The sequence below is a fragment of the Actinacidiphila alni genome (assembly GCF_900112845.1).
GTDB lineage: Bacteria > Actinomycetota > Actinomycetes > Streptomycetales > Streptomycetaceae > Actinacidiphila > Actinacidiphila alni.
Map to the genome: position 1 here is coordinate 39,607 of NZ_FONG01000009.1, position 19,821 is coordinate 59,427.

The 19,821-nt window shown below is 73.9% G+C and carries 20 protein-coding genes and 1 riboswitch; of the genes, 9 read left to right on the forward strand and 11 right to left on the reverse strand.

Annotated features, from left to right (window positions below; genetic code table 11):
- Positions 1-58: 58 nt before the first annotated feature.
- The 3 genes from BM076_RS16730 to BM076_RS16740 are packed head-to-tail and all read left to right on the forward strand — an operon-like array spanning position 59 to position 3,540.
- The gene (locus BM076_RS16730; protein WP_093714365.1) at positions 59-907 is read left to right on the forward strand and encodes an SURF1 family cytochrome oxidase biogenesis protein; all 849 of its coding nucleotides are present in this window, start codon (positions 59-61) and stop codon (positions 905-907) included.
- 59 nt (positions 908-966) lie between these two features.
- Positions 967-2,775 (forward strand): glycoside hydrolase family 15 protein, encoded by a 1,809-nt coding sequence (locus BM076_RS16735; RefSeq protein ID WP_093714366.1) that lies wholly within the window; start codon positions 967-969, stop codon positions 2,773-2,775.
- Between the two features lie 3 nt (positions 2,776-2,778).
- Positions 2,779-3,540, forward strand: coding sequence for an SDR family oxidoreductase (locus BM076_RS16740; RefSeq protein WP_093714367.1), 762 nt, complete (start codon positions 2,779-2,781; stop codon positions 3,538-3,540).
- 160 nt (positions 3,541-3,700) lie between these two features.
- On the opposite strand, the gene amaP is transcribed toward BM076_RS16740, so the two are convergent.
- The 5 genes from amaP to BM076_RS16765 all read right to left on the reverse strand — a co-directional run bounded on the left by amaP (position 3,701) and on the right by BM076_RS16765 (position 6,419).
- Positions 3,701-4,297: an alkaline shock response membrane anchor protein AmaP gene (gene amaP, locus BM076_RS16745; RefSeq protein ID WP_093714368.1), complete on the reverse strand. Its 597-nt coding sequence runs from the start codon at positions 4,295-4,297 to the stop codon at positions 3,701-3,703.
- 7 nt (positions 4,298-4,304) lie between these two features.
- Positions 4,305-4,991 carry a DUF6286 domain-containing protein gene (locus BM076_RS16750; protein ID WP_093714571.1) on the reverse strand — a complete coding sequence of 229 codons (687 nt, stop codon included), beginning with the start codon at positions 4,989-4,991 and terminating at the stop codon, positions 4,305-4,307.
- A 278-nt stretch (positions 4,992-5,269) separates the two neighbouring features.
- Positions 5,270-5,641: an Asp23/Gls24 family envelope stress response protein gene (locus BM076_RS16755; protein WP_093714369.1), complete on the reverse strand. Its 372-nt coding sequence runs from the start codon at positions 5,639-5,641 to the stop codon at positions 5,270-5,272.
- Positions 5,641-5,841: a hypothetical protein gene (locus BM076_RS16760; RefSeq protein WP_093714370.1), complete on the reverse strand. Its 201-nt coding sequence runs from the start codon at positions 5,839-5,841 to the stop codon at positions 5,641-5,643. The genes BM076_RS16755 and BM076_RS16760 overlap by 1 nt, the downstream gene beginning before the upstream one ends.
- A gap of 77 nt (positions 5,842-5,918) precedes the next feature.
- Positions 5,919-6,419, reverse strand: coding sequence for an Asp23/Gls24 family envelope stress response protein (locus BM076_RS16765; RefSeq protein WP_093714371.1), 501 nt, complete (start codon positions 6,417-6,419; stop codon positions 5,919-5,921).
- Positions 6,420-6,553: 134 nt separating this feature from the next.
- Between BM076_RS16765 and BM076_RS16770 the strand changes: the two genes are divergently transcribed.
- Positions 6,554-7,312 carry a hypothetical protein gene (locus tag BM076_RS16770; RefSeq protein ID WP_093714372.1) on the forward strand — a complete coding sequence of 253 codons (759 nt, stop codon included), beginning with the start codon at positions 6,554-6,556 and terminating at the stop codon, positions 7,310-7,312.
- 115 nt (positions 7,313-7,427) lie between these two features.
- Here BM076_RS16770 and BM076_RS16775 read toward each other — a convergent pair whose 3' ends face one another.
- From BM076_RS16775 to BM076_RS16785, 3 genes are all read right to left on the reverse strand, one after another.
- Positions 7,428-8,219, reverse strand: a complete 792-nt coding sequence (locus BM076_RS16775; protein ID WP_093714373.1) for an enoyl-CoA hydratase/isomerase family protein — start codon at positions 8,217-8,219, stop codon at positions 7,428-7,430.
- A 109-nt stretch (positions 8,220-8,328) separates the two neighbouring features.
- Entirely contained in the window at positions 8,329-8,550 is a 222-nt protein-coding gene (locus BM076_RS16780) for a helix-turn-helix domain-containing protein (protein WP_177246478.1), read from the reverse strand.
- Positions 8,551-8,977: 427 nt separating this feature from the next.
- The gene (locus BM076_RS16785; protein WP_093714375.1) at positions 8,978-10,576 is read right to left on the reverse strand and encodes an ABC-F family ATP-binding cassette domain-containing protein; all 1,599 of its coding nucleotides are present in this window, start codon (positions 10,574-10,576) and stop codon (positions 8,978-8,980) included.
- A gap of 170 nt (positions 10,577-10,746) precedes the next feature.
- On the opposite strand from BM076_RS16785, the gene ypfJ reads away from it, so the two are divergent.
- The gene (ypfJ, locus tag BM076_RS16790; RefSeq protein WP_093714376.1) at positions 10,747-11,640 is read left to right on the forward strand and encodes a KPN_02809 family neutral zinc metallopeptidase; all 894 of its coding nucleotides are present in this window, start codon (positions 10,747-10,749) and stop codon (positions 11,638-11,640) included.
- Positions 11,641-11,700: 60 nt separating this feature from the next.
- Here the strand turns inward: ypfJ and BM076_RS16795 are convergent, their stop codons facing one another.
- From BM076_RS16795 to BM076_RS16805, 3 genes are all read right to left on the reverse strand, one after another.
- Complete coding sequence (locus BM076_RS16795) at positions 11,701-13,080, reverse strand: hypothetical protein (RefSeq protein WP_177246479.1); 1,380 nt, start codon at positions 13,078-13,080, stop codon at positions 11,701-11,703.
- A gap of 168 nt (positions 13,081-13,248) precedes the next feature.
- Positions 13,249-14,364 (reverse strand): alpha/beta hydrolase, encoded by a 1,116-nt coding sequence (locus BM076_RS16800; RefSeq protein WP_093714378.1) that lies wholly within the window; start codon positions 14,362-14,364, stop codon positions 13,249-13,251.
- Between the two features lie 165 nt (positions 14,365-14,529).
- Entirely contained in the window at positions 14,530-15,195 is a 666-nt protein-coding gene (locus tag BM076_RS16805) for a class II aldolase/adducin family protein (RefSeq protein WP_245796105.1), read from the reverse strand.
- Between the two features lie 176 nt (positions 15,196-15,371).
- Here BM076_RS16805 and BM076_RS16810 point away from each other — a divergent pair, with 176 nt between their 5' ends.
- The 4 genes from BM076_RS16810 to BM076_RS16825 all read left to right on the forward strand — a co-directional run bounded on the left by BM076_RS16810 (position 15,372) and on the right by BM076_RS16825 (position 19,814).
- Entirely contained in the window at positions 15,372-16,604 is a 1,233-nt protein-coding gene (locus tag BM076_RS16810) for an inorganic phosphate transporter (protein ID WP_093714379.1), read from the forward strand.
- Between the two features lie 32 nt (positions 16,605-16,636).
- Positions 16,637-16,927 carry a hypothetical protein gene (locus tag BM076_RS16815; RefSeq protein ID WP_093714380.1) on the forward strand — a complete coding sequence of 97 codons (291 nt, stop codon included), beginning with the start codon at positions 16,637-16,639 and terminating at the stop codon, positions 16,925-16,927.
- A 143-nt stretch (positions 16,928-17,070) separates the two neighbouring features.
- Positions 17,071-17,199, forward strand: a riboswitch (cobalamin riboswitch).
- A gap of 150 nt (positions 17,200-17,349) precedes the next feature.
- On the forward strand, positions 17,350-18,300 hold the full coding sequence (locus BM076_RS16820; RefSeq protein ID WP_093714381.1) for a cobalamin biosynthesis protein: 951 nt from the start codon (positions 17,350-17,352) through the stop codon (positions 18,298-18,300).
- Positions 18,297-19,814, forward strand: coding sequence for a cobyric acid synthase (locus BM076_RS16825; RefSeq protein ID WP_093714573.1), 1,518 nt, complete (start codon positions 18,297-18,299; stop codon positions 19,812-19,814). Before BM076_RS16820 ends, BM076_RS16825 begins: the two co-directional genes overlap by 4 nt.
- Positions 19,815-19,821 lie beyond the last annotated feature (7 nt).

Genomic DNA, 19,821 nt, shown 5'->3' on the forward strand with positions numbered 1-19,821 from the left:
CCGGGACAGGTGACCCCCTACCGCAGGAGCCGCGGGGACCGAGTTGTACCGTCGTGGGGTGTACCGCTTCCTCTGGTCCCGCCAATGGGTGTTCCTCACCCTCCTCGGTCTGGTCATGATGCCCACCATGGTCAGACTGGGCTTCTGGCAGCTCCATCGGCACGAGCACCGGGTGGCGAACAACAGGATCATCGCGGCGAGCCTGGCGGCGAAGCCGGTCCCGGTCGAGACGGTGACGCACCCCGGCGCCGTCCTCCCGAAGCGTGATCTGTACCGCTCGGTGACGGCCAAGGGCCACTTCGACACGGCGCACGAGGTGGTGGCCCGGCACCGTACGGCGGGCAACTCCGGTTCCGACGACACCTCCGGCGGCGGCCAGGAGGTCGGCTACCACGTCATCACCCCGCTGATCCTGGACGACGGCCGGGCGGTCCTGGTCAACCGCGGCTGGATCTCGCCCGGCGACGACCCGACGAAATTCCCGAGGATCACGCCGCCGCCGACCGGCGAGGTGACCGTGACCGGGCGGCTGCGCCCCGACGAGACGACGTCCGCGACCGGCATCCGCAACCGCAAGGGCCTGCCCGACCGGCAGATCATGCTGATCAGCAGCACGGCGGACGCGAAATTCGTCCCCGCGACCCTGGTGTCCGGCTATCTGGAGCTGGTGTCGGTCTCGCCGAAGCCCGGCCCGCACCAGCCCGCGCTGATCCCGGAGCCCGACCACAGCAGCATCGGCCCGCACATGGCGTACGCGATCCAGTGGTGGCTGTTCACCGCGATGGTGCCGGTCGGCTGGGTGGTGCTGTTCCGCCGCGAGCGCGCCGAACGCGTCGCGGCGAAGGAGAAGCAGGACAATCCGGAGAGCCCGCAGGAACCCGAGGGCAGCGTTCCGGTGGCGGTCTGACGTCCGGTCCCCGCACCCTGGACGGATCCATCCCCACTGGAAGGCGGCGAGGCGACACCGTGCCAGGACGTATCGAGGACTACGCGCTCATCGGCGATCTCCAGACCGCGGCGCTGGTGGGCAGGGACGGTTCCATCGACTGGCTGTGCCTGCCGCGTTTCGACTCGGCCGCGTGCTTCGCGGCGCTGCTCGGCGACGAGGGCAACGGCCGCTGGCTGCTGGCGCCGGCCGCCACACGGGAGACGGACGGCCCGGCCACGTGCACCCACCGCTCGTACCGCGGCGACACCCTGGTGCTGGACACCTTCTGGGAGACGCCGACCGGCACGGTGAAGGTCACCGACTTCATGCCGCAGCGCGACCGGGCCCCCGATGTGATCAGGATCGTCGAGGGCGTGTCGGGGCAGGTCGACATGCACGTCGAGCTGAGCCTGCGGTTCGACTACGGCGCGGTCGTGCCGTGGATGCGCCGCACCGACGGCCACCGGGTGGCCATCGCGGGCCCGGACTCGGTCTGGCTGCGCAGCGAACCGCCGGTGAAGGCGTACGGCAGGAACATGCGGACGTACGCCGACTTCACCGTCGAGGCCGGCGAGCGGGTGGCGTTCATACTGACCTGGCACCCCTCGCACGAGAAGCGCCCGCGACGGGTGGACCCGTACCAGGCACTGGAACAGAGCCTGGCGGACTGGGACGCCTGGTCCGCGCGGTGCCGGTACGACGGGCCGTGGCGGCCCGCGGTGCTGCGCTCGCTGATCACGCTCAAGGCGCTGACGTACGCGCCGAGCGGCGGGATCGCCGCCGCCGCGACGACCTCGCTGCCCGAGGAGATCGGCGGTGTCCGCAACTGGGACTACCGCTACTGCTGGCTGCGCGACGCCGCCCTGACCCTCAACGCGCTGGTCTCCGGCGGCTTCCTGGAGGAGGCGGGCGCCTGGCGGGACTGGCTGCTGCGCGCGGTCGCCGGCGATCCGGCGGACCTGCAGATCATGTACGGCATCGGCGGCGAGCGGCGGCTGACCGAGTACGAGGTGCCGTGGCTGGCCGGTTACGAGCGCTCGGCGCCGGTCCGGATCGGCAACGCGGCGGCCGGACAGCTCCAACTGGACGTCTACGGCGAGGTGCTGGACTCGCTGCATCTGGCGCGGTCGGCCGGGATGAGCGACGAGCCGCACGCCTGGAATCTGCAGCGGGCGCTGATGGACTTCCTGGAGTCCAACTGGCGCGACCCGGACGAGGGGATCTGGGAAGTCCGCGGCCCGCGGCGGCACTTCGTGCACTCCAAGGTGATGGCGTGGGTCGCCGCCGACCGCGCGGTGCGCACCGTGGAGGCGCTGCCGCGGCTCAAGGGCGATGTGGCGCGCTGGCGTTCGATGCGGGCGCAGGTGCACGCGGAGGTCTGCGAGAAGGGCTACGACGCGCGGCGCAACACCTTCACCCAGTCCTACGGTTCGACCGAACTGGACGCGGCGACGCTGCTGATCCCGCAGGTCGGCTTTCTGCCGCCGTCCGACGAGCGGGTGGTCGGCACGGTGGAGGCGGTGCGCCGCGAACTGGACCTCGGCGGATTCGTCCGCCGCTACACCCCGGAAGCGGCCGGGGTGGACGGCCTGCCGGGCTCCGAAGGGGCCTTCCTGGCCTGCTCGTTCTGGCTGGCGGACGCGCTGCACGCGACCGGGCGCACCGAGGAGGCGACCGAGCTGTTCGAGCGGCTGCTGTCGCTGCGCAACGACGTGGGGCTGCTCGCCGAGGAGTGGGACCCGGTCGCGGGCCGGCTGCTCGGCAACTTCCCGCAGGCGTTCAGCCATGTCGGCCTCGTCAACACCGCGGTCGCCCTGTCGGGCGCCCCTACTGCGAAGGACTGCTGACCCATGGATCTGGGACTCGACGGCCGGGTGTACGTGCTGACCGGCGCCAGCCGCGGCCTCGGCCTCGCCGCCGCACGCGAACTGGTCGCGGACGGCGCCAAGGTGGTGGTCTCCGGCCGCTCCGCCGAGGCGGTGGCCGCCGCGGCGGACGAACTGGGCGGGCCTGAGCGGGCGTTGGGCGTCGTGGCGGACAACTCCGCGCCGGAGACGGCGGAACGGCTGCTGACGGCGGCCCGCGACGCCTACGGCCGGGTGGACGGCGTGCTGATCAGCGTCGGCGGGCCGGCGGCCGGTGCGGCCGTCGGCATCACCGACGAGCAGTGGCTGGGCGCCTTCGAGACGGTCTTCCTCGGCGCGGTGCGCCTCGCGCGGGCCGCGGCCGGTGTACTCGGCGAGGGCGGCGTGATCGGCTTCGTGCTGTCCGGGTCGGTCCGCGAGCCGATCCCCGGCCTCGCCGTCTCCAACGGCCTGCGGCCGGGGCTGGCCGGCTTCGCCAAGACGCTCGCCGCGGAGCTGGGTCCGCACGGCATCCGGGTGGTCGGCCTGCTGCCCGCCCGGATCGACACCGACCGGGTGCGGGAGCTGGACGCGCTGGGCGGCGACCCGGAGGCCGCCAGGGCGAAGGCGAGCGCGGCGATCCCGCTCGGCCGCTACGGCACCCCCGAGGAGTTCGGCCGGGCGGCGGCCTTCCTGCTGTCCCCGGCCGCGTCCTATCTGACCGGCCTGATGCTGCCGGTCGACGGCGGCGCGCTCCACGCCCTCTGACCGCCGGCGGGCGGCGCCGGGAGCTGTCCCGGCGCCGTACGACGCCGGCGGCCGAGCCGGGGCCCTAAATCCGCGCCGACCGGTCGGCCCGCGGGGCCCGGTGCCGCCCGGCGGTCGGGCCCGCTGCCCGACCGCCCTCTCACATCCGCTGCCGCGCCCGTCAGTTGACCCGCGAAGCCCGGTGTCGTACGGGGCGCAGGCGGGCCTCGGCGGGGAGGCGGTCGAGGCCGGCGGACGTACGGGCGCGGTCCAGGACCGCCGTGTCGAGGCCGGCGACCACCTCGTCGGGGGTGGCGTCGGGGGCGAGGCCGAGCACTATCCGCGCCGCGGGCGCGCCGCGTTTGCCGCCAAGCGCGGCGCGCGCCCACTCCACGCCCTTGTACGCCTCGGTCTCCGAGGTCAGCACGTGCTCCACGGCCCGACCGCGCAGCAGAGCGCCCTGCCCGTCGCCGCTGTCCACCCGCAGCTGGCGCAGCCGCCGGGTGCGGGCCTGCGCGAGCAGCCACCACAGGGCAGCGAGCACGAGCACGCCGAGCGCGGCGATGACCACCGGCCACCACCAGTCGTGGGCGCGGTAACGGGTCCTGTCGTGCGCGGTGAGCAGCACGTCCTTGGGACCGGTGAAGGGCCACCAGTGCGGCATCGTGAAATTCCACCGGCGTTGCAGATCGAGGCCGCCGACCAGCACGGACAGGCCCACGACCAGCAGCACCAGGCCGGTCAGTGCGAGCAGGATCCGGTTCAGCGCGGTACGCATCAGCCGGTCACCCCTTCTTTTCCGCGCGCTGGACATGGACGCGCACCTGCGGCGTTCTGGCGAGGCCGAGCTGGCGCACGGCGTCGTCGAGCGCGGCCGTCAGGTCGCGGCGGACGTCGTCGAGGTCGCGGAAGTGCGAACTGCCGCGGGCGTCGATCTTGCGGCGGCGTACGGTGACGCGGACCCAGCGGATGCCGGCGACCCCCATCGCCCGGTCCCGCAGCACCAGTTCGGCCGCGCGCCGGTCGAGCCCGGCGCGGACGCCGTCCTGGCCGTGGCGGGCCATCGGCAGCAGGCCGCGTTCGCCCGGGGTGAGGGCGAGCACGAGCAGCCACAGGCCGAGCACCGCGGCGACGGCGGCGCCGACGATCACCCAGACGTCGTCCAGGTGACGGGTGGCCAGTTCGTCGGCGAGCCGCTTGCGCCAGCTCATCGCGTCCCGGTCCGCGCGCACCGCCGACACGTCGTACAGGAACAGCCCGGCGACGGCGAGGATCACGGCCGCGGTCAGCGCCGAGGGCACCCGGCGCCCGGCCCAGAACCGGCGTGCGCCGACGAGCGGTTGCCGCCCGGCGGCCGGCTCGTACGGCGCCGCGACGCCGCTCCCGGCCGGCTCCTCCGTGAGCGTCCCGAGCCGCGCGGTGGGCTCGGGCCCGGCCTCCTCCGGCCCGGTCCCGGAAGGCTGCTTCGCCATGCGTACGGTCGGCTCGGTGTCGGGGCCGGCCCCGGTCCCGGACGCCGGCTTCCCCAACCGTACGGTCGGCTCGGCGTCGGACCCGGCGGCCGTACCGCCGTCACCGCTCGGATCGCGCGCGGGCGCGGCGGCCGGGCCGGAATCGGCGTCCCGGCCCGGCACATTTCGCGCGCCCGCGGGGCGCCCGGCGCCGTCCGCCGGTGTGCCGGCCGGGTCCGGGGCGGGTCCCGACGGGTCCGCCCCGTCGTCGTCCGGCCGCCCGCCGGGGCTTTCGTCGCTCACTGCACCCTTCCCTCGTCCTTGCGGCGGTCCGCGGCCGAGTGCAGCCGCTCCACCTCGACGGCGACCTCGGGCACCGACATGCCGGTCAACGCCTCGACGCGGGAGGTGACATGTCCGCGCACCGAGCCGCAGACCGCGCCGATGTCGGCGGGATAGCCCAGTTCGAGGGTGAGCCGCAGCCTGGCGCTGTCCTTGCGGACCGACACCGAGGCGTGCGGGGACCGGTCACGCGGCACCAGCGCGGCGCCGGGGGCGTCGCCCAGCACCTCACCGGCCGCCTGTGCGGCGATCTTCGCGACCACCCGGTCGGCGATCCGCAGCGCACCGCGGTCGGCGGCGGGCAGCGGTGCGGGGACGGCTGTCCCCATCAACGCCGCCGGTCGCGGTCGCGGTCCCGGTCACGGGAGCGGAAGAACTCCCCCGGTTCCAGGTCGCCGTCGAGGAATTTCCCGGCCACGAAGCCGACCGCGCCGAGCGCCGCCACCAGCAGAAAGGCTCCGAACCCGCCGAAGTATCCGGCGAAGCCGAGCGCCATTCCGACGGCCAGGCCGATCACCGCCATGCTCATCGTCCGCTCTCCGTCCCATTGGCCGTGCCGGCCCCGTTGGCCGCGCATGACCTTTCCGTCTGCACTGACTTGGACCCCTACTGGACGCGTTGCTCACGCTCGTCGTCGTCATCGTCGTCGGGAAGTTTCACATCGCCGACCGCGATGTTGACCTCGACCACTTCGAGGCCGGTCATCCGCTCGACGGCGGTGATCACGTTCTCCCGCACGGCGCGGGCGACCTCGACGATGGAGACGCCGTACTCGACGACGATGTCCAGGTCGAGCGCGGTCTGCACCTCGCCGACCTCGGCCTTCACGCCGCGCGAGACGGACCGGCTGCCGCCCGGCACCCGGTCGCGGACCGCGCCGAAGGTGCGGGACAGGCCGGTACCCATCGCGTGCACGCCCACGACGTCGCGCGCGGCGAGTCCGGCGATCTTCTCCACCACGCCGTCGGCGATGGTGGTGCGGCCGCGGGTGGCCGGGGCGCCGAGCGCCTTGCGCCCGCCCGCGTTGCCCTTGTCCAGGGTCCTGCCCTCACCCGGTGCCGACGAGCCCTCGGGCTCGTCCCTGTCGTGCTGCGCGGTGTCCGTCATCGCGAGTCGTCCCTTCGTCTGCGCTGCTCCGTGCCCCACACTATGTGCGCATGCCCCCGCGCGCTGCGGGGAAGCGACGACAGGGTTCCGCCGACCCCCCAATAGAGTGGTCGGCCTGCGGAAGGCGATGCGCGGTGACCATGGACCGACTGGCCAGGACGGTACGGGAGCAGGTCGCGCTGGGCCGTCTGCTGCCGCTCGGCGCCCCCGACGACGACGCGTGGATCACCGAGCGCGCGACCGTACGGGCGCTGCGGTGGACCACGGCTGGGCTGTCCGGGGTACGGCTCGGGGAAGTGTCGCTGGCGCTGACCCAATCGGGCGGTGACGTGCCGGACACGGCGCCGGTGGGCGCGCTGCCGCATCTGCCGGTACGGATCGAGGCGTCGTTCGAGGCCGCGCCCGACGAGCCGCTGCCGCTGGTCGCGGACCGGCTGCGGGACGTGCTGTGGACCACCGCGCGGGACGGTCTCGGCATCGCCGTGTCGGCGGTGGACCTCCAGGTCACCGGGCTGCTGGACGGCGACGACAGCGACGGTACGGAGCTGCCGCCGGGCGATCCGGGCGCGGAGGTCGAACCGTACGACCCGGACGGCCCCGTGGTGGTCGGGGTGCGGAAGCTGAGCGACGCGGTCGCGGCGGCGGCGCTGTCCGTGCCCGGGGTGGTACGGCTCAGCACGCGGCCCGTCGGACTCGGCTCCGGGGTGCGGATCAAGGACTCCGAGGACCCGGACGACGAGCCGGGCCGCCGGGTCCAGGTGCAGATCGCGGTCTCCCCCGGCCACCGCCCCCTTGAGGTGGTCAGGGCGGTGGCCGCCGCGGTCACCGCCGCCGCGTCCCCGGACGCCCCGGGCCCGGTGCGTACGGCCGTGGTGGTGACGGACGCGGGCTGACGCCGGGCGGCCGTGCCCGTACGTTTTCCGCGCGCCGCGGGCGGTACGACCGGCGGTGCCGACGCCGGGGGGCGGTCGTGGGCGCTCCCGTGTGCTTCTGCGCGCCGCAGGGCGGTTACTCCCCGACGCCCGCCAGGTCGCGCAGCCGGCGGCCCTGGGCGGCGCGTTCGGCGGCGTACTGCTCGGTCTCGGTGTGGGCGGCGGCGGTGCGCAGCAGGGCCTTGGTCTCGATGACGGCGTCCCGCGGCGGGGCGAGCAGTGCGGCGACGAGGTCGCCGACGGCGGCGTCGAGGTCGGCGGCGGGGACGACGAGATTGGCCAGGCCGGTGCGCTCGGCCTCGTCGGCGCGCACGAAGCGGCCGGTGGCGCAGATCTCCAGGGCGCGACCGTAGCCGACCAGTTCCACCAGCGGCTTGGTGCCGGTGAGGTCGGGGACCAGGCCGAGGCTGGTCTCGCGCATGGCGAACTGCACATCGTCGGCGCACACCCGCAGGTCGCAGGCGAGCGCGAGCTGGAAACCGGCGCCGATGGCGTGACCCTGGACGGCGGCGACCGTGATCAGATCGGTGCGCCGCCACCAGCTGAAGGCGTCCTGGTAGCCGGAGATGGCCGCGTCGAGACCGTCCTCCGAGCCACGCGCGAGGTCCAGGAACGACGGTTCGCCGTCGAACCCCTCGGGCGTGAATGCCTGCCGGTCGAGTCCGGCGGAGAAGGACACGCCCTCACCGCGCAGTACGACGACCCGTACCTGTCCCGGCAGCAGCCGTCCCGCTTCGGTCAGGGCGCGCCACAGGGCGGGCGACTGAGCGTTGCGCTTGGCCGGATTGCACAAGGTGATGTGCGCGACGGAGTCGTCGACGGCAAGCCGGACTCCGTCACGTTCGAGCAGAATCTTGGCGTCGGGCACTGGGCACCTCCGAGCGGACCGGACTGGATTACCGAAGAGTAACCAATCGGATCCGCCTGCCGGACAGGGCCCTTCGAGCCCGGGCCCGTGGTGTCCGCCCGCGGAGCCGTCAGGCCGCGGTGGCCTTCTTGCCCCGTGTGGCACCGCCGCGACCGCGCAGGGTCACGCCGGACTCGCTGAGCATCCGGTGCACGAATCCGTAGGAGCGGCCGGTCTCCTCGGCCAGCGCCCGGATGCTCGCACCGGAGTCGTACTTCTTCTTCAGGTCCGCCGCGAGCTTCTCGCGCGCGGCGCCGGTCACCCGGCTGCCCTTCTTCAGAGTCTCGGCCACCCGTGCCTCCTCCAGGGAAGTGCGCTATGGACTCTCATGATCACCCCTAAGGGCGTTCCTGGCCACCCATTCGACAAGGTCCATCACGGGACATTCACCGGAGGAATGCGCCGCATAGGCCGCTGCCAAGGCCCCGGAAGCGGCATTTCCGGCCCGGCAATTACCGGCCGAGAACGGTTTGCGGGGAATATCGGCAGGTCAGCCGTGGTTGGTAAGGAGTTCCGCCACGTCACGCCACTGATCACCGCGGCGCCCGGCCGTACCGGGCCGCGGGGGCGCGCGGTACGAGCCGGACTCACGCAGATGACGGATGATCAATGGGCCGAATGATCGAATCGGCATGATCACCCGGCGCGGCGGCGTGCGGCCGGGGCCCGGGGCCGCGTAATGCCCCGGGCGGTCCCACGGCCTCGGGTCGGCGGCGGCCTCAGGCCAGCGACACCAGGTCCTTGTAGTCCTGGCCCCACAGGTCCTCCACGCCGTCCGGCAGCAGGATGATCCGCTCCGGCTGGAGCGCGTCGACCGCGCCCTCGTCGTGGGTGACCAGCACCACGGCGCCGGTGAAGGTGTGCAGCGCGCCGAGGATCTCCTCGCGGCTGGCCGGGTCGAGGTTGTTGGTGGGCTCGTCGAGCAGCAGCACATTGGCGCTGGAGACCACCAGCGAGGCGAGCGCCAGCCGGGTCTTCTCGCCGCCGGAGAGCACCCCGGCCGGCTTGTCGACGTCGTCGCCGGAGAAGAGGAACGAGCCGAGGATCTTGCGGATCTCGACCAGATCGGTGTCGGGCGCGGCCGAGCGCATGTTCTCCAGCACCGTACGGTCCGGGTCGAGCGTCTCGTGCTCCTGGGCGTAGTAGCCCAGTTTGAGGCCGTGCCCGGGGGTGACCTCGCCCGTGTCGGGCTTCTCCACCCCGGCCAGCAGCCGCAGCAGCGTGGTCTTGCCGGCGCCGTTGAGCCCGAGGATGACGACCCGGGAGCCGCGGTCGATCGCCAGGTCGACGTCGGTGAAGATCTCCAGCGACCCGTACGACTTGGACAGGCCCTCGGCCATCAGGGGGGTCTTGCCGCACGGCGCGGGGTCGGGGAAGCGCAGCTTGGCGACCTTGTCCGAGGCGCGGACCGCCTCCAGGCCGGACAGCAGCTTCTCTGCGCGGCGCGCCATGTTCTGCGCGGCGACGGTCTTGGTGGCCTTGGCACGCATCTTGTCGGCCTGGGAATTCAGGGCGGCGGCTTTCTTCTCCGCATTGGCGCGCTCGCGCTTGCGCCGCTTCTCGTCCGCCTCACGCTGCTGCTGGTAGAGCTTCCAGCCCATGTTGTACACATCGATCTGGGAGCGGTTCGCGTCCAGATAGAAGACCTTGTTCACCACCGTCTCGATCAGGGTGACATCGTGCGAGATCACGATGAATCCGCCGCGGTAGGTCTTCAGGTAGTCGCGCAGCCAGGTGATGGAGTCCGCGTCGAGGTGGTTGGTCGGCTCGTCGAGCAGCAGCGTGTCGGCGTCGGAGAAGAGGATCCGGGCCAGTTCGACCCGGCGGCGCTGGCCGCCGGAGAGAGTGTGCAGCGGCTGGCCGAGGATGCGGTCGGGAAGTCCCAGGGCGGCGGCGATGGTGGCGGCCTCGGCCTCGGCGGCATATCCGCCCTTGGTGAGGAATTCCGTTTCGAGCCGCGAATACTTCTTCATCGCGTTCTCGCGGGTGGCGCCCTTTCCATTGGCCATCCGCTCCTCGTTCTCCCGCATTTTGCGCAGGACGGTGTCGAGGCCGCGGGCGGACAGGATGCGGTCGCGGGCGAGGGTGTCGAGGTCGCCGGTGCGCGGGTCCTGCGGCAGATAGCCGACCTCGCCGGAGCTGGTGACGCTGCCGGCGGCGGGCTGGCCCTCGCCGGCCAGCACCTTGGTCAGGGTGGTCTTGCCGGCGCCGTTGCGGCCGACCAGGCCGATCCGGTCGCCCTTGGCGATGCGGAAGGAGGCGGACTCGATGAGGACGCGGGCGCCGGCGCGCAACTCGATGCCGGTGGCAGTGATCACGGGAAAAGCTCCAGGACGGGACGGACGACGGAAACGGGCGCGAGGTCGTACGCCGTGGCTAATCGAGGAAGAGAACTGCCATGGGGACCAGTCTACTGGCGCCCGGCAAACGGATGACCGGCGCGGGCCTCCCCGCGCCACGATGCGACAAATCCCACATAATCGGGCACATGCAGTTCGACGACGACGCACGGCTCGACACCTCGCAGGTCCAGGACCAGCGTGGCGGCTCCGGGGGCGGTCCCAGCGGCAAGATGCTGGGCGGCGGCATCGCCGGACTCCTCGCGATCGTGGTGGGCCTGGTGTTCGGCATCAGCCCCAATCAGCTGGGGCTCAGCGGCGGCAGCGACACCTCCGCCGGCACTCCGGCGGTCAACGCCGAGCTGGCGCGTACGTGCTCGACCGGGCGGGACGCCAACGCCGTGGACGAGTGCCGGATCGTCGCCGTGGTGAACAGCGTGCAGGCGTACTGGACCGGCGAGTTCAGCCGCCGCGGCGCCACCTACCGGCCGGCGCCCACCGTCTTCTTCGACAGTCCGGTCCGCACCGGCTGCGGTGTCGCCGACCCGCGCACCGGGCCCTTCTACTGCCCGGCGGACCGCAAGGTCTACATCGACCTCGGCTTCTTCCGCACGCTCCAGACCCAATTCGGCGCCCGGGGCGGCCCGTTCGCCGAGAGCTATGTCGTCGCGCACGAGTACGGCCACCACGTGCAGAATCTGACGGGGGTGCTGAGCGCGGCGCAGGACGGCCGCAGCGGCGCCAACAGCAAGTCCGTACGGGTGGAGTTGCAGGCCGACTGCTACGCCGGGCTGTGGGCGAAGAACGCCACCCGCACCCTCAATCCGGTCACCGGCTCCCCGCTGGTCACCGCGGTGACCGACGACGACATCGCGCGCGGCCTGGACGCGGCGGCGGCCGTCGGCGACGACACGATCCAGTCCCGGGCGCAGGGCCGGGTGTCGCCGGACTCCTGGACGCACGGCTCGGCCGCCCAGCGCCAGCAGTGGTTCACCACCGGCCTCCAGACCGGCGACCTGGCCGCCTGCGACACCTTCGGCTGAGCCCGCGCCGCTTCCGCGTACGGGGGCCGCGTCCCGGATCCCCGCCCCCCTTGCTCGCCGTCAGGCTTCTCCGGTGTGCACCTGGAAGGCGGCCCTGCGCATCGCCTTGGCCAGCGCCGGGTCCGGGTGCGCGGCGGCCAGCGCCACCAAGACCTGGACGGTCCGCGGATGGCCGACATTGCGCACCTCTTCGAGCAGCCCGGGGACCGAGCCCTGGACGGCCGTCTCCAGGTGACTGACCAGCAGATGGTCCTCGCCGTGGTCGGCGACCGCCGCGGCGGTGTCGATCCACAGCCAGGTGGCCTCCTCGCGGGTCAGCAGCCCGGTCGCGGTGTCCGGGTCGCCGCCGTCCAGCTCGGCCAGCCACAGCACCGCGTACGGCCGCAGCGTCGGCTCGTCGACCACGTCGCGCACCGCGGACTCGGCCGGGTCGCCGACCACCCGCAGCGCTTCGAAGGCCAGGCCGCGCAGCAGCGCGTCGTCGCCGCGCGCGGTCTCCAGCAGTTCGCTGACGGCCGGGGCGACCGGGCGGGCGGCCAGCCACGCGCGGTACTCGTCGCGGGCGGGTCCGGGGGACAGCCGGGCGCTGGCCCGCAGCATGGTCTCGGCGGACTGCTCCATGTGCCCGGCCGGGCCCTGCGCGGCCACGCAGATCTGCTCCAGCTTGACCCACACCGCCCAGCTGCCGATCGCGGTGAGCGTGACCTCGTCGGGGCGCTCGGTGTCGCGCGGGCGCAGCGCGCCGACCCGGGCGAGGGCGTCCAGCGTCCAGTCGAGCAGCGCGGGCAGCGGGTCGGGTTCGTCGCCCGCGGCGTCGGCGGGCGGCTCGTGCCGCTCGGCGCGCAGTTCCGCCACCCGCTGGCGCAGCAGGTCCAGCAGAGTGTCGATCGGCACCGGCTCGTCGGACAGGTGCAGGAAGGACAGCAACTGCGGTGCGGCCTCGACGACTTCGGCGACCAGCGCCGGGTCGGGCCCGGCCGCGGGTCCCGGCAGGAAGGGGTGGGCCAGCGACCAGGCGTCGAAGAGCGCGACCCAGCCGCGCAGCACCGCGGTGTCGTCGGTGTCCCAGGCCCGCAGCCGCCAGCCGGGCCTGGCGGTGCCGCCGTGCAGTTCGATCAGGCCGGACAGCCGGGCCCGGTCCCACGCGGTACGGATCTGCGACCGGGTCAGGGTGAGTGCCGCGGCGGCCTGTTCGGCCGCGTCGTCGGGCAGTATCCCGGTCGGCCCCGCGGTGCCGGGGCCGGTGCCGGCCCAGCGCGCGAGCCGTACGGCGTCGGCCAGTTCGGTCCTGGCGAGCCGGGCGAGCCGGTCCAGCGGCGGGGTGCCCTCGGGCGGGCGCGGTGGTCTGGACCGGCGCGTCGTGGCGGTCCGGCGGGCCGCGGTGAGCGGCCGTCGGGGCACAAGGCGAAGCGGAGTGTCTCGCGGGCTACGGGACGTCACTGGAGAAGTCTCCCCGGTGAGCGCCCATAATCCCAAACGGAACCGGGCCCGGCTCCTTCCGCCATGGGCCGGACGGCATCGCTCCGGTTGCCGGCGGGCCGGTTTTCCGGCAGGTCAGGGCGTACGGGGCGGGCCGCCGTCAACTGTCCGGGCGGCCCGCGCGGCCGTTCACATCAAGGGGGTGAGGAATCGGCGCAGCGTCTCCTCGTAGTCGGCGGGGCCGACATTCCACATCGCGCCGTGCGGCGCGCCGGGCACGGTGTGCAGGATCACCAAGTCGTCGCGGAGGGCGGCCAGTTCGCGGGAGGCGGCCCAGGGCGCGAGGGTGTCGTCGGGGCCGTGCACCAGGAGGGTGGGGACGGTCAGCCGGGCCGGGTCCGCGAGATCGGCGACGCTCTCCGGCCGCAGCCCGGCCCGGCCCTCGGCGGCGCGGACGGCCAGCGGCATCAGCGCGTCGGGCACGCCGTGCGACGCGGCGGCGGCGCGGACGGTGTCCTGCCAGTGCAGCACCGGGGAGTCCAGCACCAGACCGCTGACCCGGTCGCGCACCTCGGACCACGCCAGCGCGCGCAGCGCCATGGCGGCGCCGCTGGACCAGCCGAGGAGCACGATGCGGCGGGCGCCGTACTCGACCGCGTAGCGCATCGCCGCGTCGAGGTCGCGCCACTCGGTGGCGCCGAGGTGGCCGATGCCGTCGGGGGACGCGGGGGCGCCCGGGTCGTTGCGGTAGCCGAGGACGAGCTGCGGGAAGCCGTGGGTGTGCAGGGCGGTCGCCACATTGAGCGGGTGCTCGCGAGTGGTGCCGAGGCCGTGCACGGTGATCGCCCAGGTGTCGCGAGCGCCGGGCACGAACCAGGCGGGCAGCGGCCCGAGTTCACCCGGCACCAGCACATCGGTGTGCTCCAGGCCGAGGGCGCTGCCGGGGTCGCCCGCGTACACCTGCGGGGTCAGCCGGACCCGGCCGCCGGGGGTGAGGGTGCCGCGCTGGACGCCCAGCAGCCGCCGGGTGACCGAGTACGCGGTGGTGTCGAGGATCTCGCCGACGGCGGCGTGCAGATCGGGCCCGGTCAGGCCCCAGACGCCGGGGCGCGCCGTGGCCGGGGTGCGGGTGAGCACCACCCGGTCGGCGCGCGCGCCGTGCAGCGTGATGTCGCCCTCGGACGCCGGGACCTGCGGCGCCGGCCTGAGGGCGAAACGGGATCCGTACCGGCCGGCCGCCAGCGCGGCCGTACCGGCACCCAGCACGGTGGTGGCGGCCATGGCCACCGCGGTTCGGGTACGCATCCCCTCCAGTGTGGGCGCCGCGCCGCGAAGCGGCCAGGGGACGGCGGCAGCCGGGTGACGGTCGCCCCGGGCGGCGGCCGACCGTACGGCCCGGGGTGCTCCTCTGCGACCGGCCGGGGTGCTTCTCCGCGCCCGGCCCGGGGGGCTCCTCCGCGGCCGGCCGGATCAGTCCTCGTCCGGTGCCGCGCCGGGCTGCCCGTAGCCGCGCAGCTTCTCCGCGACCTTCGTCAGCTCGCGTCCGGAGAGCGTGCGCGGGGTGCGGACGCCCGCGGACTCGGCGAGCAGCCAGACCCGGCACATCCACTCCAGCTGGGCGGTGTTGTCGTACGCCCTGCCGAGCGTGTCGGCGTACACGAGCGTGCCGTGGTTGCGCATCAGGCAGCCGGTGCGGTCGCGCAGCGCCTTGAGCACGGCGGCGGCGAGCCGGTCGGTGCCGTAGGTGGCGTAGTCGGCGACGCGCACCCGGCCGCCGAGGGCCGCGGCCATGTAGTGGATCAGCGGCAGCTCGTCGACGAGGGTGGACACGGCCGTCGCGTGCGGGGCGTGGGTGTGCACGATCGCCCGGGCCTCGGTGGCGCGGTAGACGGCCAGGTGCATGGGCAGCTCGCTGGTCGGCCGCAGCTCCCCCATCAGCTGCCGCCCGGCGAGGTCCACCACGACCGCGTCGTCCGGGCCGAGCCGGTCGTACGGGACGCCGGTCGGGGTGACCAGCACCAGATCGCCGGCCCGGGCCGACACATTGCCGGACGTACCGACCACCAGACCGTCGGCGACCGAGCGCCGGGCGGTGTCCACCACGTCCGACCAAGCCTTCTCCAGGGAGTCCCGCACGAAGGCATTATCACCGCCCGCTTCCCGGCGGGGTCGGATCACGCGATTCGGCTCGATACTGACGGCAGGCCACTCGCCCACTCCGGCACCACGAATCCGCCGTCAGTTCATCTTCCGTTCACTCACCGTCCGTACGGTCGCCTCGCCACTGTCCGATCAAACGAATGCCTGGGTCCATGGAACACATCACGCTCCTGATCGGAATCGTGATCGTCACCGCGCTCGTGTTCGACTTCACGAACGGTTTCCACGACACCGCCAACGCGATGGCCACCACCATCTCGACCGGCGCGCTCAAGCCCAAGACGGCGGTGGCCATGTCCGCCGTGCTCAACCTCGTCGGCGCCTTCCTCTCCGTGGAGGTCGCCAAGACCATTTCCGGCGGCATCATCGACGAGTCGTCCGGCATCAAGCCCGAAGTGATCTTCGCCGGCCTGGTCGGCGCGATCGTCTGGAATCTGCTCACCTGGCTGGCCGGACTGCCCTCCAGCTCCTCGCACGCCCTCTTCGGCGGTCTGATCGGCGCCACCCTCGTCTCGGTCGGCGCCCATGGCGTGCACGGCGACGCGGTCGTCATGAAGGTGCTCATCCCGGCCGTCGCCGCGCCCTTCGTGGCGGGCCTCGCCGCGATGCTCGCCACCCGCCTCACCTACCGGATCGGCCGCGACGCCGACCCCGAGGCCACCTCCAGGGGCTACCGCGCCGGCCAGATCGCCTCGGCCGGCCTGGTCTCGCTCGCCCACGGCACCAACGACGCGCAGAAGACGATGGGCGTCATCACCCTGGCGCTGATCACCGGCGGCGTCGTCGCCCCGCACTCCGACCCGCCGCTGTGGGTGATCGTCTCCGCGGGCAGCGCCATCGCCCTCGGGACGTACATCGGCGGCTGGCGGATCATCCGCACCATGGGCAAGGGCATCACCGACATCCAGCCGCAGCAGGGCTTCGCCGCCCAGACCGGCGCCGCGGCCACCATCCTGGCCTCCTCGCACCTCGGCTTCGCGCTGTCCACCACGCAGGTCTGCTCCGGCTCGGTGATGGGCGCGGGCCTCGGCCGCAGCGGCGCCGTGGTCCGCTGGAGCACCGCGGGGCGGATGGTCGCCGCGTGGGCGTTCACGCTGCCCGCGGCCGGGCTCGTCGCGGCCGGCACGGCGCTGCTCGCCGATCAGGGCACATGGGGTGTGACCACGGTGGCGGTGCTGGGTCTCGCGGTGTGCGCGGTGATCCGTACGGCGTCCCGGCGCAAGCCGGTCACCAGCGCCAATGTGAACGACGACGGGGCCGTCGCGACCGCCGGCACCGTCGGTGCCGTGGAGCCGCAGGGCGCCGTCACCGCGGCCATCGCGGCCGTGATCCCGCCGCCCGCGGGTCCCGTCGCACCCGCCACCGACGCACCCGCCACGGCCTGACCGCCGCGCCCGACACCCAAGGACGTCCTTTCATGAGCATCGACTGGCACGCGCTCGGCACGGTCTTCGTCGTCACCCTGGTGGCGACCGTCGGCCTGGTCGGCGTGTTCACCCTCGGCATCGTCGCCACCGGCCGGCGCGGCGGCTCCGCTTCCGCTGCCTCCGCTTCCTCCGGGTCCCCTGCTTCCTCTGGTCCCTCTGCCTCCTCTGATCCCTCCGGTACGGGCGGCGGGGCCGCGCTGCTGGCCCGTACCGGCGGCTGGGTCTGCTTCGCCGCCTGCGCGGCCGCCGTCGCGTACGGCATCCATCTGATCGTGGGCTGAACGGCGCGACTCGAACGACCTGGCGCGAACTCGCCGTCGGCCGACCGGATGTGGACCTCGCCACACTCCGTCTTCCCAGGTCAACGGCGAGTTGACGGGCCTGCGCGCACGTGGTGGACTGCGGAGGCCATGCGGCGGCAGGAGAGGAAGTCCGGTGCGAATCCGGCGCGGTCCCGCCACTGTCACCGGGGAGTGCACTCCCAACCCGTACGTCACGGCCGGAAGTCCGGTTGGAAGACCGGGAGTGCGTAGATCCGGGAGCCAGGAGACTCTCACCGCCGGTCACGTCGAACCAGGGCGCGGACCCTGAGTGAGGACTTCTGCCATGCCCGGCTGCGCGCGCTTCTTCCTCTTCCGACCGGACACACCCCCGCCGTCGCCTTCACCGTCGCACCGGATGCCGGTGGACGTGGGCTGAACCGATGCGTGCCGATCGCGTTTTCGCGTACGGCGCCGCACTCGGCTTTCTCGGCGATCTCGTCGCGGGCGACCCGCGGCGCGGCCATCCGGTCGCGGCGTTCGGCCGCGCCGCGGCGGCGCTGGAGCGCCGCATGTGGCGCGACGACCGGGCGAGCGGGGCGGTGTACGCCGCGCTGTGCGCCGGGGGCGCGGTGGCCGCTGCCGTGCTCGCCGAGCGGGCCGTACGGTCCTCGCCGGTGCTGCGCGCCGGGCTGACCGCCGCCGCCACCTGGTCGGTGCTCGGCGGTACGTCGCTGGCCCGTGAGGCGCGGGCCGTCGGCGCCGCGCTGGAGGCCGGTGACCTCGACGCGGCCCGCGCCCGGCTGCCGCATCTGTGCGGGCGGGACCCGCAGGCGCTCGACGAGGCGGGGATCGCGCGGGCCGTGGTGGAGTCCGTCGCCGAGAACACCTCGGACGCGGTCGTCGGGGCGCTGGTGTGGGGCGCGTTGGGCGGGGTGCCGGGGCTGGTCGGCTTCCGCGCCGTCAACACGCTGGACGCGATGGTCGGCCACCGGTCGCCGCGGCACCTGCGGTTCGGCTGGGCCGCCGCGCGTCTCGACGACGTGGCCGGTTACCCGGGCGCCCGGCTGACGGCGGCGCTCGCCGTCCTCTGCGGGCCGTCGCCGCGTACCGCCCTCGCGGTCTGGCGGCGCGACGCCGCCGCCCACCCGAGCCCCAACGCGGGCCCCGTCGAGGCCGCCTTCGCCGGCGCCCTCCGCCGCCGCCTCGGCGGCCCCCTGTCCTACGCCGGCCGCACCGAGCACCGTGCCCTCCTCGGCCCCGAACTCCCGCCCCCCACCCCCGCGGACATCCCTCGCGCCATCCGCCTCTCGCGGCGCGTCTCGGCCCTGACGCTCGCCCTGTGCGCCCTCACAACCACCGCCTTCCCCCTGCCGCGCGGGGCCGCCTCGTGACGCGGCTCGGGGGCGGGCTGCTGGTCGCCGGGACGACCAGTGATGCGGGCAAGTCCGTCGTGACGGCGGGGATGTGCCGGTGGCTGGCGCGGCGGGGGGTGCGGGTCGCGCCGTTCAAGGGGCAGAACATGTCGCTGAATTCGTTCGTGACCCGGGAGGGCGCCGAGATCGGCCGGGCGCAAGCGATGCAGGCGCAGGCGGCGGGCGTGGAGCCGACGGCGCTGATGAATCCGGTGCTGCTCAAACCGGGCGGCGACCGCAGCAGCCAGGTGATCGTGCTCGGCAAGGCGGTGGGCGAGCTGAGCGCCCGCGGCTACCACGGCGGCCGGCAGGCCGATCTGCTGGCGACGGTCACCGACTGCCTGGAGCAGCTGCGCACCCAGTACGACGCGGTGATCTGCGAAGGCGCCGGCAGCCCCGCCGAGATCAATCTGCGCCGCACCGACATCGTCAACATGGGTGTGGCCCGCGCCGCGCACCTGCCCGTCGTGGTGGTCGGCGACATCGACCGCGGCGGCGTCTTCGCCTCCTTCTTCGGTACGACGGCGCTGCTCGCCCCGCGGGACCAGGCCCTGGTCGCGGGCTATCTGGTCAACAAATTCCGCGGCGACGTCTCCCTGCTCCAGCCGGGTCTGGACATGCTGCGCGGCCTCACCGGCCGCCCGGCGCTCGGCGTGCTGCCGTACGCGCACGGCCTCGGCATCGACGAGGAGGACGGCCTCCGTGTGTCGCTGCGCGGCACCGTCCGCGAGTCGGTGGTCGCGCCACCGCACGGCGAGGACCTGCTGCGCGTCGCGGTCGCCGCCGTCCCGCTGATGTCCAACTTCACGGACGTCGACGCGCTCGCGGCGGAACCCGGCGTCGTGGTGCGGTTCGTGGACCGCCCGGAGGAGCTGGCGGACGCCGATCTGGTGGTGCTGCCGGGCACCCGCGGCACCGTGCGGGCGCTGGAGTGGCTGCGCGAACGCGGCCTCGCGGACGCGATCGCGCGCCGCGCCGCCGAGGGCCGCCCGCTGCTCGGCATCTGCGGCGGCTTCCAGATGCTCGCCGAACACATCGAGGACGACGTGGAATCGCGGGCGGGCAGCGTCCCGGGCCTCGGTCTGCTGCCGGTCCGGGTCAGGTTCGCCGCCGCGAAGACCCTGGCCCGGCCGGCCGGCACGGCGTACGGGGAGCCGGTCGAGGGTTACGAGATCCACCACGGCGTGGCCGAAGTCCGCGGCGGCGACGAGGAGTTCCTGGACGGCTGCCGGGTCGGCGCGGTCTGGGGCACGCATTGGCACGGCTCCCTGGAGAGCGACGGCTTCCGGCGCGCCTTCCTGCGCCGGGTCGCCGCCGCGGCCGGCCGCCGCTTCGTGCCGGCGCCGGACACCGTCTTCGCGGCGCTGCGCGAGGAGCAGGCGGACCGGCTCGGCGACCTGATCGAGGAGCACGCCGACACCGCCGCGCTGCTGCGGCTGATCGAGCAGGGCCCGCCGCCGGGCCTGCCCTTCGTACCGCCGGGCGCGCCATGACCGGCGC